Origin of the sequence: Pontibacillus salicampi, from assembly GCF_042434395.1 — a bacterium.
GTDB classification, from domain to species: Bacteria; Bacillota; Bacilli; order Bacillales; family BH030062; genus Pontibacillus; species Pontibacillus salicampi.
The window spans coordinates 65,205-77,306 of record NZ_JBHLTP010000010.1 but is presented as its reverse complement, the minus strand read 5'-3'; the positions used below and the strand labels follow the sequence as shown (position 1 = coordinate 77,306).

The 12,102-nt window shown below is 41.5% G+C and carries 17 protein-coding genes; 12 read left to right on the top strand and 5 right to left on the bottom strand.

The features are described 5' to 3' along the window. Positions 1-41: 41 nt before the first annotated feature. Positions 42-368, top strand: coding sequence for a CHY zinc finger protein (locus ACFFGV_RS11970; protein ID WP_377348127.1), 327 nt, complete (start codon positions 42-44; stop codon positions 366-368). An 8-nt stretch (positions 369-376) separates the two neighbouring features. Here ACFFGV_RS11970 and ACFFGV_RS11965 read toward each other — a convergent pair whose 3' ends face one another. After that, on the bottom strand, positions 377-823 hold the full coding sequence (locus ACFFGV_RS11965) for an IDEAL domain-containing protein (protein ID WP_377348125.1): 447 nt from the start codon (positions 821-823) through the stop codon (positions 377-379). Positions 824-1,112: 289 nt separating this feature from the next. Between ACFFGV_RS11965 and ACFFGV_RS11960 the strand changes: the two genes are divergently transcribed. From ACFFGV_RS11960 to ACFFGV_RS11945, 4 genes are all read left to right on the top strand, one after another. After that, positions 1,113-1,274, top strand: a complete 162-nt coding sequence (locus ACFFGV_RS11960; protein WP_377348123.1) for a hypothetical protein — start codon at positions 1,113-1,115, stop codon at positions 1,272-1,274. A gap of 46 nt (positions 1,275-1,320) precedes the next feature. Next, on the top strand, positions 1,321-2,283 hold the full coding sequence (locus ACFFGV_RS11955) for an ATP-grasp domain-containing protein (protein ID WP_377348121.1): 963 nt from the start codon (positions 1,321-1,323) through the stop codon (positions 2,281-2,283). Positions 2,284-2,569: 286 nt separating this feature from the next. Then, positions 2,570-3,325 (top strand): alpha/beta fold hydrolase, encoded by a 756-nt coding sequence (locus ACFFGV_RS11950; RefSeq protein WP_377348119.1) that lies wholly within the window; start codon positions 2,570-2,572, stop codon positions 3,323-3,325. A gap of 74 nt (positions 3,326-3,399) precedes the next feature. Continuing rightward, positions 3,400-3,714: a hypothetical protein gene (locus tag ACFFGV_RS11945; protein ID WP_377348117.1), complete on the top strand. Its 315-nt coding sequence runs from the start codon at positions 3,400-3,402 to the stop codon at positions 3,712-3,714. 210 nt (positions 3,715-3,924) lie between these two features. Here ACFFGV_RS11945 and ACFFGV_RS11940 read toward each other — a convergent pair whose 3' ends face one another. Next, the gene (locus ACFFGV_RS11940; protein WP_377348115.1) at positions 3,925-4,428 is read right to left on the bottom strand and encodes a peroxiredoxin family protein; all 504 of its coding nucleotides are present in this window, start codon (positions 4,426-4,428) and stop codon (positions 3,925-3,927) included. Between the two features lie 177 nt (positions 4,429-4,605). On the opposite strand from ACFFGV_RS11940, the gene ACFFGV_RS11935 reads away from it, so the two are divergent. After that, positions 4,606-4,908, top strand: a complete 303-nt coding sequence (locus ACFFGV_RS11935) for an EthD family reductase (protein WP_377348113.1) — start codon at positions 4,606-4,608, stop codon at positions 4,906-4,908. An 84-nt stretch (positions 4,909-4,992) separates the two neighbouring features. Here the strand turns inward: ACFFGV_RS11935 and ACFFGV_RS11930 are convergent, their stop codons facing one another. After that, the gene (locus ACFFGV_RS11930) at positions 4,993-5,187 is read right to left on the bottom strand and encodes a hypothetical protein (RefSeq protein WP_377348111.1); all 195 of its coding nucleotides are present in this window, start codon (positions 5,185-5,187) and stop codon (positions 4,993-4,995) included. A 208-nt stretch (positions 5,188-5,395) separates the two neighbouring features. Between ACFFGV_RS11930 and ACFFGV_RS11925 the strand changes: the two genes are divergently transcribed. The 3 genes from ACFFGV_RS11925 (at position 5,396) to ACFFGV_RS11915 (ending at position 7,657) form a co-directional block, all read left to right on the top strand. Then, the gene (locus ACFFGV_RS11925) at positions 5,396-5,725 is read left to right on the top strand and encodes a MerR family transcriptional regulator (RefSeq protein ID WP_377348109.1); all 330 of its coding nucleotides are present in this window, start codon (positions 5,396-5,398) and stop codon (positions 5,723-5,725) included. 153 nt (positions 5,726-5,878) lie between these two features. Then, positions 5,879-6,220 carry a P-II family nitrogen regulator gene (locus ACFFGV_RS11920; protein WP_377348107.1) on the top strand — a complete coding sequence of 114 codons (342 nt, stop codon included), beginning with the start codon at positions 5,879-5,881 and terminating at the stop codon, positions 6,218-6,220. Positions 6,221-6,250: 30 nt separating this feature from the next. Continuing rightward, positions 6,251-7,657 (top strand): ammonium transporter, encoded by a 1,407-nt coding sequence (locus ACFFGV_RS11915; protein WP_377348105.1) that lies wholly within the window; start codon positions 6,251-6,253, stop codon positions 7,655-7,657. Positions 7,658-7,753: 96 nt separating this feature from the next. Here ACFFGV_RS11915 and ACFFGV_RS11910 read toward each other — a convergent pair whose 3' ends face one another. Together ACFFGV_RS11910 and cysK are read right to left on the bottom strand one after the other, a co-directional pair. Beyond that, on the bottom strand, positions 7,754-8,233 hold the full coding sequence (locus tag ACFFGV_RS11910) for a DinB family protein (protein ID WP_377348103.1): 480 nt from the start codon (positions 8,231-8,233) through the stop codon (positions 7,754-7,756). Positions 8,234-8,304: 71 nt separating this feature from the next. Beyond that, positions 8,305-9,240 carry a cysteine synthase A gene (gene cysK / locus ACFFGV_RS11905; protein WP_377348101.1) on the bottom strand — a complete coding sequence of 312 codons (936 nt, stop codon included), beginning with the start codon at positions 9,238-9,240 and terminating at the stop codon, positions 8,305-8,307. A gap of 166 nt (positions 9,241-9,406) precedes the next feature. On the opposite strand from cysK, the gene ACFFGV_RS11900 reads away from it, so the two are divergent. The 3 genes from ACFFGV_RS11900 to ACFFGV_RS11890 all read left to right on the top strand — a co-directional run bounded on the left by ACFFGV_RS11900 (position 9,407) and on the right by ACFFGV_RS11890 (position 12,099). Continuing rightward, positions 9,407-9,856 (top strand): hypothetical protein, encoded by a 450-nt coding sequence (locus tag ACFFGV_RS11900; protein ID WP_377348100.1) that lies wholly within the window; start codon positions 9,407-9,409, stop codon positions 9,854-9,856. Positions 9,857-10,138: 282 nt separating this feature from the next. Continuing rightward, entirely contained in the window at positions 10,139-11,278 is a 1,140-nt protein-coding gene (locus tag ACFFGV_RS11895; RefSeq protein ID WP_377348099.1) for a glycosyltransferase family 4 protein, read from the top strand. 47 nt (positions 11,279-11,325) lie between these two features. Continuing rightward, positions 11,326-12,099, top strand: coding sequence for a hypothetical protein (locus ACFFGV_RS11890; protein ID WP_377348098.1), 774 nt, complete (start codon positions 11,326-11,328; stop codon positions 12,097-12,099). The last annotated feature ends 3 nt before the right edge of the window (positions 12,100-12,102 follow it).

The following is a 12,102-nucleotide window of genomic DNA, read 5'->3' as shown; positions in this document are numbered from 1 at the left end:
CTCCTTTTTATGGAGTTTAGAAAATGGAAAGGAGAAGATACATGCTAGTGAAAGGCCACGAGGTAAAAGGTATTCGGGTTGATGATGCTACGAGGTGTGTTCATTACCACCAGGACGTGGACATCATTGCCATTAAATTTAAATGCTGTGGCATATATTATTCATGTTATCAATGTCATGAGGCATGTGCTGATCATACAGCTGAACTGTGGAAGGCGGAAGAAAGGGAGAACAAAGCTATTTTATGTGGTGTATGTGGGACAGAACTGACTATTGATACGTATATGCATAGTGGGTATGAATGTCCGCATTGTCATGCTTCCTTTAATCCAGGGTGCCGCTATCATGCTCATTATTATTTCGAGTAAGCGGGGAATCAAGAGAAATTTTGGTTTAAGTACGACGACAATTCTATAAATGCAGGCTCATCCTGCTGATCCAGTGCCTTATCTATTAATCGTATAGCATTCTCTCTTTCTAAATCATAGATGATTTTATCAATGGTTTTCATATTGTTTCCTCTTTTTCTATCTAAATAACGACTTGCAATAGAATGAACATGGGTAACAAAATCTGGTAGGTCCAGTAGCTCTTGAATAGAGATTTGCATCATATGCTTCCCTTTTTGAAAAACCAGCACATCATTTACGTTCGTAATTTTTTTTGTTTTACGATCCACTACTATTTCTCTTCCTTCGATAGGAACAAATTGATACAAGTCATCTCCAAAATGGATAGAGAAATATTGATATGCTAGCATAATTCGGATACAGGTCGCTTCGTGCTTTACGTAAAAAGGCTTCAACATTCGAACAGACAGCATGTTATCACCCCACATTTACTGAATATTTTGTTATTAGAATATGCAAAAAAGGAGCAGTGGTTAAAGATTTCTATGAGGTTTCACCATTGGTATTGAAGAAATAAGAAGAAACGGGCACCTGTTATGATACAGTTGCATTATATTGCTTAAATAACTGGGAGTATAGGGAAGCATGGTATAAAAATTCGCAAAATTTATATATATTTGACAACGTGTGATGGACTTAGTAGTATTATGAAAAACCATTATCCTTCTACTTATCCAATCAGGCAGAATGGGGTAGTGATGGATGACAGGACAGCCATTCTCAAAATACGCCTTGCCTTTTTCGAAAACAGGACGGATTGCTCGATTATCGCTATCTTGTTTCGAAGAGAACAAGAGTTTATGGGGAAAATGGGCTGAACCATGGAAGATTATTGCCTTAAACCAAGTAAATGTATTGGAATAATACTATATAATAGAATAAGGTACACACTATTGGAGGGGTCAAGAACATGAGTAAAGTATATGTCTTACACGAAAATGAAGAGTGGACGTCTCATCTGACAGAGAGACTAGAGCAGTTGCAGCTTCCTTATGAATTATGGCATTTAGATCAAGGAACAATGGATTTATCAGAAGAGCCGCCGGAGGGTGTTTTCTATAATCGCATGAGTGCGTCATCCCATACACGAAATCATAGATTTGCACCAGAATTTGCAGAGGCAGTCCTAGCCTGGCTGGAACGACATGGTCGGAAGGTGATTAACGGCAGCAGAGCCTTACGGTTAGAGGTAAGTAAGGTGAATCAATATATGGCACTTAACCAACAGGGAATTACTACGCCAAAAACGATAACAGCGGTAGGGAAAGACCACATCATTCAAGCAGCTAAAACCTTAAACAAACCATCATTTATAACAAAGCATAACCGAGCGGGAAAGGGGCAGGGGGTTCAGTTGTTTCATTCCATAAAAGCCTTGGAGCAATATGTGTATAGTGAAGACTTCGAGGAACCGGTAGATGGAATTACATTGATTCAAGAATATATTCAAGCCCCACAACCGTATATCGTTCGAAGTGAATTCATTGGAGGAAAGTTTTTGTATGCGGTACGAGTAGATACCTCAGAAGGCTTTGAACTATGTCCTGCTGATGCATGCACCATCGAGGACCAGCATTGCCCAACAGGTGAAGAAAAGAATGATACACCTAAATTCCGCGTGCTGGAGCACTTTCAGGACCCGATTATTCCTCAATATGAAGCGTTTCTCGCGGCCAATGATATCCAAGTTGCCGGCATAGAAAGCATACAGGATCAACAGGGCAACCTATATACGTACGATGTAAACACAAATACGAATTACAATAAAGAGGCAGAAGAACAAAAAGGGGAATATGGTATGCTGGCACTTGCTACGTATTTAGGTAAGCAACTAGAGGAAACATCTACGAAGCAAACAATAGCAAAATCCTAATAAAAGAGAGACATCAGCTCATGCACGCCTCCTTCTCATGTCTTTTTATAAGGCTTTCTTAATTCTTGTTGCTGATATTTCTGTAGGACACCCTTAAGTGGAAGACATGAGGTCTCTCCCTTCCCATTATGTGGCTTAATATCAATCTTTTTTAGATAGGTGTGTGGGAATGCTATGCTGTTTACCTTGCTGGAAGCATTTCTTCACGTATGAATATTCAACAGTTGTTCATTCTAACAAAACAAGAGGTTCTTCTTTTTCGTTTAGTAAAGGAGATAGGGAAAATATGGATTCTTTGTTTTGTAAACAACTAGGTAAAGGAATACCCATTGTATTTATACATCCACCTGGAATGGGGCATAAAGTGTTTTTATATCAGGAAAATCTGTCAGCATCCTTCCATGTGCTCTTTCCGGATTTGAGTGGTCAAGGAAAATCACCTAGAAAGGAACGCGAGGTGACCATTGCCCATTTCGCAATGGATATTGTGGAATTATTAGACGAAAATGGACTAGATAAAGCGGTTATTTGTGGTTACTCAGCAGGTGGGCTAGTAGCGCAGCATTTCGCCATTACCTATCCAGAACGTTTACTAGGCTTGATACTAATAGGGGGATTTCCTAAAGTCGATTCCTTTATGCTCGATAAGGAATTTTTAATCGGCATGAAGCTCGTTCAACACGATCTTGAGCATCTTGCATACGTGATTGCCCGTAGTCATACCGATCACATCACCTTCCAGCATGCCTTGCAAGCGTACATGCTGTTAGCAGATCGAGAGGTTTGGTACACATTTTATGAAAGGGGCCACGAATACGATTGTTCAGACAAGCTTTCCTCCATTGAAGCGCCATTATTGCTCTTATACGGCTCCAGAGAAACGTGGATGCAAAAGCATATTCCTTATTATCATGTATGTCCCGATGCTACACTGCACGAGATTCCACGGGCGTTCCACCAATTACCATCCAGGCAATCAGTCCATTTTAATAGGGCGGTAGAACAGTTTATCGAAAAGCATATATCTCCAACTATACACTAGCTGGTAATATAGGGTTTCATTAATCCATTCAGGTGGAAAATGGTAAGAAGACAATGTAATGGAGGGATTAATGTATGCCAGCAGCGAAAAAAGAATTAAAAGATGTATATATGAAAAAGAGTGGAGAGCCAATACGCTTTGCACACGGTAACTATACGATTACTCAGGTAGATGGTGATAAGCATTGTGAGCTAACGTTGACAAATGTGGAGCAATACGAAATGTTTGAGCATCGCAAGGATGAAAATCAAGATGCAGTTATTACGTTCACAAGTCAAGACGGCGAAGAATTTGATGCTACACTAAAAGTAACGACAATGAATCGCGAAAATGAAATGAGTAATACAGTAGAATTAGAAAGCAAAGAAGCAATCGAACAAAATAAATAGACCAAAGCAGGCTCACGAGTACTATCTCGTGAGCCTGTTTCTATGGTTCTGCAATCGTTTCGGTGAGTTGCTCCATATAAGGAAGAACACCTAATTGCTGATATAAATAATTGCCGTTTTTCCATAAGTTTACGGACCTTTATTATCTATATAAGAGTTCTATACAGTAAAAAGCCTCCTAGCTTACCTTACTAGGAGGCTCTACAAGTATTATTTTAAGTTTTTGCTTATATATTGAACAATTTTACGAAGCTCCGTTGCGCTTGGACGGCCAAATGGGCTTGTTTGGCGTTGCTGGTATAGCAATTTGCCAGCTTCATCGATTAAGAAATAGGCTGCTTCGCCATGTGCACCATGGTCTTCGTAAGGATCTTCTTCACGATGGTAGTGAACATCGTAGGCCTCGAGAGCTGCTAAGTTCTCGTCGGAAAGCACTGGGAACGTGAAGCCTTGTTCGTTTACCATTTCTTTTAAATTTTCTAAAGCATCTGTAGAAATCGCAGTGATATGAACGTTCTTACCTTCGAAGAAACCTTTGCTTTCTTCTAATTCCTTCAGGTCACTTACGCATACTGGACACCATGCACCTCTGAAAAAGATAACTAGCTGCCAGCCTTGATTTTGTTGTTGATGAGTATCAAAAGAAAAGCTTTCGCCAGATACAGCTGGTAGCGTAAAATCAGGTACTTGTTCTCCTAGTTGAAACTTAGCCATACTAAGATCCTCCTTTTAAAGTCTAATTCCAATTACTAGCATAGTGTAACACGGTAAGTCTAAAATTATATGTAATGTGGCTTACTTTTGGGGAGGGCAGAAATTTTGCATTCAAGATTTTATTTCTCTAGAATACAACCTGTACGAGGAAATGAAACCTAAAAGAGGAGGCCAATCATGGCAAAAGTAATGGTAATGTATCCCCAACCAACAGACAAAGAAGGCTTTAATCAACACTACAAAGAGGTTCATATGCCATTGGCACAAAAGGTTCAAGGCGTACAGGATGCATCTATTGAGTATGTTCAGCAGACGCAGAATGTAGACCAAGACCTTTACCAGGTGGTTTCCATTTCATTTGCATCTATGGAATCGCTGCAATCAGCATTACAATCTGATGAATGGAAAGAAGTTGAAGGAGATTTAGGAAATCTTATGCAGTACTTATCGGAGACTCCTTCCATCATCATTACGGATTAATACATGACAACCCCCTCATCCTGTTACATAGGGATGAGGGGGTTGTTTTTTTTATATTCGACTATAGACCGTTAGGAGCGAGAGCTAACAGGATTTCTTAAGAGTGGGATTGTGTTTACGTGGATGCCTCTTGGAAGATGTCATACGAGCATGGTCCCTTTCCAATTGCTCCAGAGTCATTGATTCCATTTTATCTGTTCTCTTATACATTCCGCTGGCGACCAAATCATGGAACAGCATTTTCTTTTGATTTTCTACCGCCTTTTGTAACAACCCCATCCTTTACTCCACCCCTTTCCAGGTAAGATACCTGCATTATACCCCTTTCCTAACAACAAAGCAGCTGACTTGTCAGGACTGCTGACACAAAATTTAAAAAACTTTATGTTATAAAATCTAACATACAACGTTACATTATCTGTGTATAACGTATATAATGCAAATAACAGAGTGTGCATGACATAGAAATGAGGTGATCCTTTAGGGTATGGAGGAAGAGAAGGAAACGCTTAAGAGTAGGAAGGTTATTACAATAGGGATTGTTAGTGAATTGACGGGATTGAGCGTGCGGCGTATCCGGTATTACGAAGAAAGGAAGTTGATTTTTCCGGAACGAACAAAGCAAGGGAGCAGAAAGTTTTCTTTCTCGGATGTAGAAGCGTTAATGGATATCGCCAACAAAATTGAAGATGGTGTACAAACACATGAAATCAGGAGAGAAATGGCTAGAAGGGAGCGTGGGTTGACGGACAGGGAGGTGAGAGATCAGATGCTCAAAGGGCAGCTGAGGGCTCATTTTGGTGAAACGAGATCGTAACATCTACGCGCTGTTTATTGGAAGTGAGTTTAAAGGCTGATTAATAATCAGAAAATTTACAAAAATACCTTGCATTTATCTCTCTGACGATGTAGGATTAATAACATAACATTAGATGTTAGAAAAACTAACATAAAACAGGAGGTTAGTAGCATGAAGAAAGTGGAGTCAATCATCCGTCCGGAATCGTTCCCAGCTTTGCGGGAAAGGTTAGATGAGCTTGAAGTGAATGGATTGACGGTATCTGAGGTAGCAGGTTATGGAAAACAAAAGGGTTTGGAAGGGGTTTTTCGAGGGACTCGATATGAGATTAAACTGTACCCTAAGGTGAAGGTGGAAATTGTCGTGGAGGAAGAGGAAGTTAATAAAATAGTCGATTTAATTAAGGAAACATGTATTACAGGGGAAACAGGAGATGGCAAGATCTTTATCTTTCCTGTAGAAAATGTGATTCGTATTCGTACGGGTGAAGAGGGTAAGGAAGCAATCATTTAGAATTTTTTTATCATAACAGGAGGAATGAACATGAAAAAGAAGGTAGGAGCAATAGTGGCAGGTAGCATGTTGGTGGCTAGTCCGGTGTACGCTGAAACGGCCGGTCCCACGATGGAATCCTTGAGTGCTTCCATGGATATGGTTTGGATTATGATTGCTGCTTTTTTAGTTTTCTTTATGCACGCAGGGTTCGCCATGGTGGAAGCAGGGTTTACGCGCTCTAAGAATGCATTGAACATATTGATGAAAAACTTTCTAACCATGTCCATCGCCTCTGTATTATATTTCATAGTTGGCTACGGTATTATGTTTGGTTCCTCTGCAGGTGGGATAATTGGTGCTGATGGATTCATGCTGTCCGGTCATGAGGATCAAGTCGGTTTCTTTGCATTCCAGACCGTTTTTGCGGCAACATGTGCAACCATTATTTCTGGTGCGGTAGCAGAACGAATGAAATTAAGCTCCTATATTACGTTAACGGTATTAATGACAGGCTTCATTTACCCAGTAGTTGGGCATTGGATTTGGGGTGGCGGCTGGTTAGCGGAGCTAGGGTTTACTGATTTCGCTGGCTCAACAGTCGTTCACCTTACTGGAGCATTAGGTGCGGTGGTAGCGGTAGCAGTCCTAGGGGCAAGAATAGGGAAGTATTCAAAGGGGAAGGCGAACGCAATTCCAGGGCATAACATACCGATTGGAGCTCTAGGGGTGTTTATTCTTTGGTTTGGCTGGTTTGGGTTTAACGGAGGAAGTACTCTAGCAGCTGACCCTGAACTAATTCCTCATGTAGTCTCCACCACTTTGCTGGCAGCTTCGGGCGGAGTTATCGGAAGTGCATTTTATTCTTATGTAAAATATAAGCGCATTGATGCATCCTTAACATTGAATGGTGCTTTAGGTGGACTAGTAGGAATAACAGCCGGAACCGCTGCAGTATCGCTGGTTGGTGCCATCGTGATCGGTCTCATCGCTGGAATTGTCCTAGTGGAATCAGTTGGATTCATTGATCAATACGTAAAACTAGACGATCCAGTCGGCGCCATTGCGGTACATGGTGTTTGTGGAGTGTGGGGTACGTTGGCTGTTGGACTGTTTGCGATGGAAGGTGGATTGCTCTATGGGGGAGGCGCGTCATTACTAGGTATTCAGGCTCTTGGTATCGTGGCTGTAATCGTATGGACATGTGCTTCTGTCGGACTCTCCTTGTTCATTGTGACCAGATTCTCGTCCATCCGAGTGAGTCGTGAAGAGGAAATTGCAGGGCTCGATTTTGCGGAGCATGGTTCTTCTGCGTACGAATCCTCTAGAAGCATTTACAATGAGAATAGTCCTGGTTTAACAGATGAATTTGGTGTTGGTTTATTAGAACGATTAAATGAGGTTAGTAAAGGAGCGGGAGAAACGGCAGCCTCTAAGCCGAAAACAGAATTCCATTAACGGGTAAAAGGTGGGGAGAGCTTGAGAAGAGCTCCCCACCTTTTTCATGATCTGATGCCTTCTGTTTCAACTTATTCCTTGTTGCTTCTTCTTTTACTATCGAAGTGGTAGACCTAAGGTATGCTTCATGCCAACAATGGTTCCTTGGTGTACCCCTTCGTGCCAATTCGAGAAAGAGAATAATTCCTCTAAAGTGAAAAGCTCGATACTATTACCTATACGTAACGGTTGTTCCTTTTTCGTGAAAAGGGAAGGCGAGTATGCCTCTGACCTTTGTACTTGCTGCTGTAAATGGGCGCGAAGTTCGTTAAGAGTAGGGGGAGCACTTGTCCATTCAAGAGGACTTGTCCCTTTTTTGAATAAATGTGTCAAGTGGTCCGGTAACGGGGTAGCTTCTTCGTTGAAGGTGGATAGTAGTACTTCGTGATTGACTAATATATGACCAAGGTTCCATCGGATGGAGTTATGAAAGCCATCTGGAATAATATCGGCCTCTTGCTCCGTTGTAGCATCTAGGAAAGCGATGGTACGGTTGCGAATAAAGTTCATCTGTTGAAACAACTGTTTTTCGTTCACCCTAAAACCTCCTGAATTATGGATATATACAAAAAGAGGTTAACGCAACCGTTAACCCCTTGTCATCAGACTTAATCTTTAAATCGAAATAAATCTCCAGATAAATAGCGTTCTCCCGTATCAGGGGCAATGACGACTACAACCTCTCCGGGCTGTTTCCGTTTGGCTACTTCAATTGCAGCATAACAGGCAGCACCTGCAGAAGGCCCAACAAGAATGCCTTCTTCACTAGCCAGCCTTCTTGTGATGTTGTACGCGTGTTCATCGGATATTTTAAATATTTCATCATATACGTCCTGGTTGAGGATGGAAGGAATAAAGCCAGGGCTCGTTCCAACCAACTTGTGTTTTCCGGGCTTTCCTCCCGAAAGAACAGGAGACCCCTCTGGCTCTACGACGTGGACGGTCATGTCATTATAGTGTTCCTTTAACGTTTCGCCTGTTCCAGTCACAGTGCCACCTGTACCAGCAGTTGATACAAATGCGGAGAGTGGCTTACCCAAGTAATCCATAGCTTCTATAATTTCTCGGGCAGTTGTATCTCTATGGGCATCAGGATTGGCTGCATTTTCAAATTGCATCGGAATAAAGCTTCCTTCAATTTGCTCTGCTAATTCATTGGCGCGCTTTATAGCACCGGGCATTTTCTCTGCACTCGGTGTTAATTCGACCTCAGCTCCATAAGCCTTTAATAAATTAATTCGTTCCTGAGTGGAAGTATCGGGCATTACGAGAATAGTGCGATAGCCGCGGGCAGCGGCGTTCATTGCCAGCCCGATTCCTGTATTTCCGCTGGTTGGTTCAATAATGGTGGACCCTTCCTTTAACTCTCCGGACCTCTCAGCTTCCACCATCATATTGTATGCGGCGCGGTCTTTCACGCTTCCGCTCGGATTAAACATCTCTAGCTTTACATATACGTCAGCGATGCCATCTGGAATAATTCTATTTAATTTAACTAAAGGAGTATCTCCGATTAATTCTGCCATATTATTTACAACACGCATGCTGTCACTCCCTATTTCATTTTTACGTATACATAATTTTAACATAAGTGTATAGCTTTACTCATGTATTTAAACCATCCCATTTGTCGAGCTGCTGTTCCAAAACAAATGGGACAAGAAATTTGTTACAATGAATTAAAACGCTTACAAAAAGGTGGCATTGTCTATGAGCTGGACACCAGAAAAAGCCTACGCGGCTATGAAAGAAATTTATACAGACGAAGTAATGCAGGAGGAGAAGCGAAGAGTTTTTCAACAGGTCTATCGTCATTTGTGTGAGCATTTAGAGGATTTAAATGCCAGGGATGCATTAAAGGAGGAGGTGGATGAGCGGTTGAGATGGTATAAAACCTATACGTTTATGCCTGGTGACAACCTCTTTCAATCCATGCGGTATATATTTTTAATGGCTCGGGGGGAGAAGGAACGCGACCCAGCTGTCACTCAGGAGCATTTGCATAGAATATACCGGGCACTATTTTCAGCGGCTGGTTTGAAAAACCCCACTATTCCCGAATCATTTTGGAGAACATCGCTTGGGGTAGGATGCTTAATAGCGGAAAAAGGTATAGAAGCAGCGTATCCTATTCTAGATGAAATGGAGCTTAGCTATTAATGAGGTACATATCTGTTTGCGGCTTATCGATGCTGCAAACAGATTTTTTTTAGCTTTAGAAGAGAGGGATATCAGGAGCTCTCTTGAGAATAAGCTTCCCACTACCGTCTTCCTCATGGTTAAATATTCGTTAATTTTTGCTGGTAACAATATAACTAATTTTTACAATGAATTGATATTTTCATCATATTATTTCTATATACTTTAAAGCAAGAAGAGCGTTGGGGGCTTTATCCAGCGTAAGATATCGAATGAATCTCAGGAAAACGAGGGGGACTCCTGGTGAAAATCGCTATTTTTACAGATACCTTCACTCCGCAGGTGAACGGAGTAGCGCGTACGTTTCAACGTTTCGTGGATTACTTAGATGAACAAGGAATCGAGTATCGATTGTTTGTCCCTGATGCGAAAGAAGAGGATCTCTTCTCCAATCAAGTGCATCGTTTTACGAGTATTCCATTTTATCTTTATCCTGAATGTCGGTTTTCTTTTCCTAACATGAGTCACATTCGTAAACAGTTAGAAAGCTTTCAGCCGGATTTAATTCATATAGCTACCCCTTTTAATATAGGGTTGAGCGGACTCTACTATGGTAAAAAGCTTGGTATTCCCATTGTTGGCTCCTATCATACTCACTTCGATCGGTATTTACAATATTATGACCTTCAATTTTTGTCTAAATGGATTTGGAAATATATGCGATGGTTCCATCAATCTTTTCAGACTACATTCGTTCCTTCCTATGAAACAAAAGAAGAGCTGCTTCAACACGGCTTTCGAGATATTGGTATATGGAGCCGCGGAGTAGATTGCAGCACTTTCAAACCATATCGGCACACAGGCCTTAAAGCCCGATATGGCATTAAGGAGCGCCATATCCTTTCTTATGTAGGGCGATTGGCTCCAGAGAAGGATTTACGTACCTTAATGGATACCGCAAGGCAATTGCCAGAGAACATGAAGCAGAAGGTGCATTGGGTTTTAGTTGGAGATGGACCAATGGCTGAAGAATTAAAGAAGGAAGCGCCAGATAATATGACCTTTACTGGTTATTTAAGCGGAGAAGACCTGGCGGAAGTATATAGTGCGTCCAGTTTGTTTGTGTTTCCATCTACAACGGAAACCTTTGGCAATGTGGTCTTAGAATCGCTAGCGTGTGGAACTCCTGCAATAGGAGCAAAGGCGGGAGGAGTGCAAGAAATCATTACTCCTGATAAAACGGGTGCATTATGTGCTCCTGGAAATGTGGGAGATTTTGTTCAAACCATTTCAGAATTGATAGGGAACGAATTAGAGCTTAGAAGAATGAGTTATGAAGCGAGGGAGTTTGCGTTAAAACGTTCATGGGAAGCCATTTTCGAGGACTTGTTGTATCAATATGAACAAGCAATTGGACTAGAGAAACCTTCCGTTGCCCTATAGACGTTATTTCACGGGAGTGCTAAAGCGGCACGAATAGAAGGAAAGGATTGGGTGATGACATGTGTAACATAGCGGTTGTTGGCACAAGCTATGTTGGCTTGCTGACAAGTATTGGGTTGGCTCACCTAGGTCATTATGTGATCTGTATAGATGATCAGGGAAATAGAGTGAATCAGCTAAGGAATGGGCACCTACCTTATGATAATCAAGAACTGTATAAACGCATGGAGGAAGCCGTCTCTTCTGGAAGGTTAACGTTTATTACGAATTACGCATGGGGAGTAAGGAATGTTGATATTATATTCATTGCTGTAGAGCCAGTAAAGGAAATGGAGACAGCGACAGGTAATGCACCATTCCAACACGTGCTTACTCAAGTAGCGAGCCATATTAAGCAGGATGTAACTATTATTAACCGGAGCTCCTTCCCTATTGGGTCTTATGAGGGAATGAAGCAAATTGTTCATAATCATATCAGCTCCCAATATAAGGTGGATTTCGTCTATAATCCTGCTCTTATAGAAGGGGGCGGAGCCGTTTCTTCTATCGCTCATGGGGACCATGTTATTGTCGGGTGTGAGAAGAAAGAAACGCTTTTCGTAATGGAATCGTTATACAGACGGTTGAAACGGCCTCTGTTACATACTAACGTGGCTAGCGCGGAAATGATTCAGTACATTTGGGATACATTCTATAACAGGAAAAGTACTAGTATGACAAAGATTACTACGATGTGTACAGAGCTGCATGCAAACGTGAAAGATGTGGAAGCAGCAATGGCTAGTTTACATCCTCCTGTTTACCTGCCGTATTATATGTAGCCT

Coding starts and splice junctions, on each gene's coding strand:
- ACFFGV_RS11970 (WP_377348127.1), top strand. CDS start 42: ATGCTAGTGAAAGGCCACGAGGTAAAAGGTATTCGGGTTGATGATGCT.
- ACFFGV_RS11965 (WP_377348125.1), bottom strand. CDS start 823: ATGCTGTCTGTTCGAATGTTGAAGCCTTTTTACGTAAAGCACGAAGCG.
- ACFFGV_RS11960 (WP_377348123.1), top strand. CDS start 1,113: ATGACAGGACAGCCATTCTCAAAATACGCCTTGCCTTTTTCGAAAACA.
- ACFFGV_RS11955 (WP_377348121.1), top strand. CDS start 1,321: ATGAGTAAAGTATATGTCTTACACGAAAATGAAGAGTGGACGTCTCAT.
- ACFFGV_RS11950 (WP_377348119.1), top strand. CDS start 2,570: ATGGATTCTTTGTTTTGTAAACAACTAGGTAAAGGAATACCCATTGTA.
- ACFFGV_RS11945 (WP_377348117.1), top strand. CDS start 3,400: ATGCCAGCAGCGAAAAAAGAATTAAAAGATGTATATATGAAAAAGAGT.
- ACFFGV_RS11940 (WP_377348115.1), bottom strand. CDS start 4,428: ATGGCTAAGTTTCAACTAGGAGAACAAGTACCTGATTTTACGCTACCA.
- ACFFGV_RS11935 (WP_377348113.1), top strand. CDS start 4,606: ATGGCAAAAGTAATGGTAATGTATCCCCAACCAACAGACAAAGAAGGC.
- ACFFGV_RS11930 (WP_377348111.1), bottom strand. CDS start 5,187: ATGGGGTTGTTACAAAAGGCGGTAGAAAATCAAAAGAAAATGCTGTTC.
- ACFFGV_RS11925 (WP_377348109.1), top strand. CDS start 5,396: ATGGAGGAAGAGAAGGAAACGCTTAAGAGTAGGAAGGTTATTACAATA.
- ACFFGV_RS11920 (WP_377348107.1), top strand. CDS start 5,879: ATGAAGAAAGTGGAGTCAATCATCCGTCCGGAATCGTTCCCAGCTTTG.
- ACFFGV_RS11915 (WP_377348105.1), top strand. CDS start 6,251: ATGAAAAAGAAGGTAGGAGCAATAGTGGCAGGTAGCATGTTGGTGGCT.
- cysK (WP_377348101.1), bottom strand. CDS start 9,240: ATGCGTGTTGTAAATAATATGGCAGAATTAATCGGAGATACTCCTTTA.
- ACFFGV_RS11900 (WP_377348100.1), top strand. CDS start 9,407: ATGAGCTGGACACCAGAAAAAGCCTACGCGGCTATGAAAGAAATTTAT.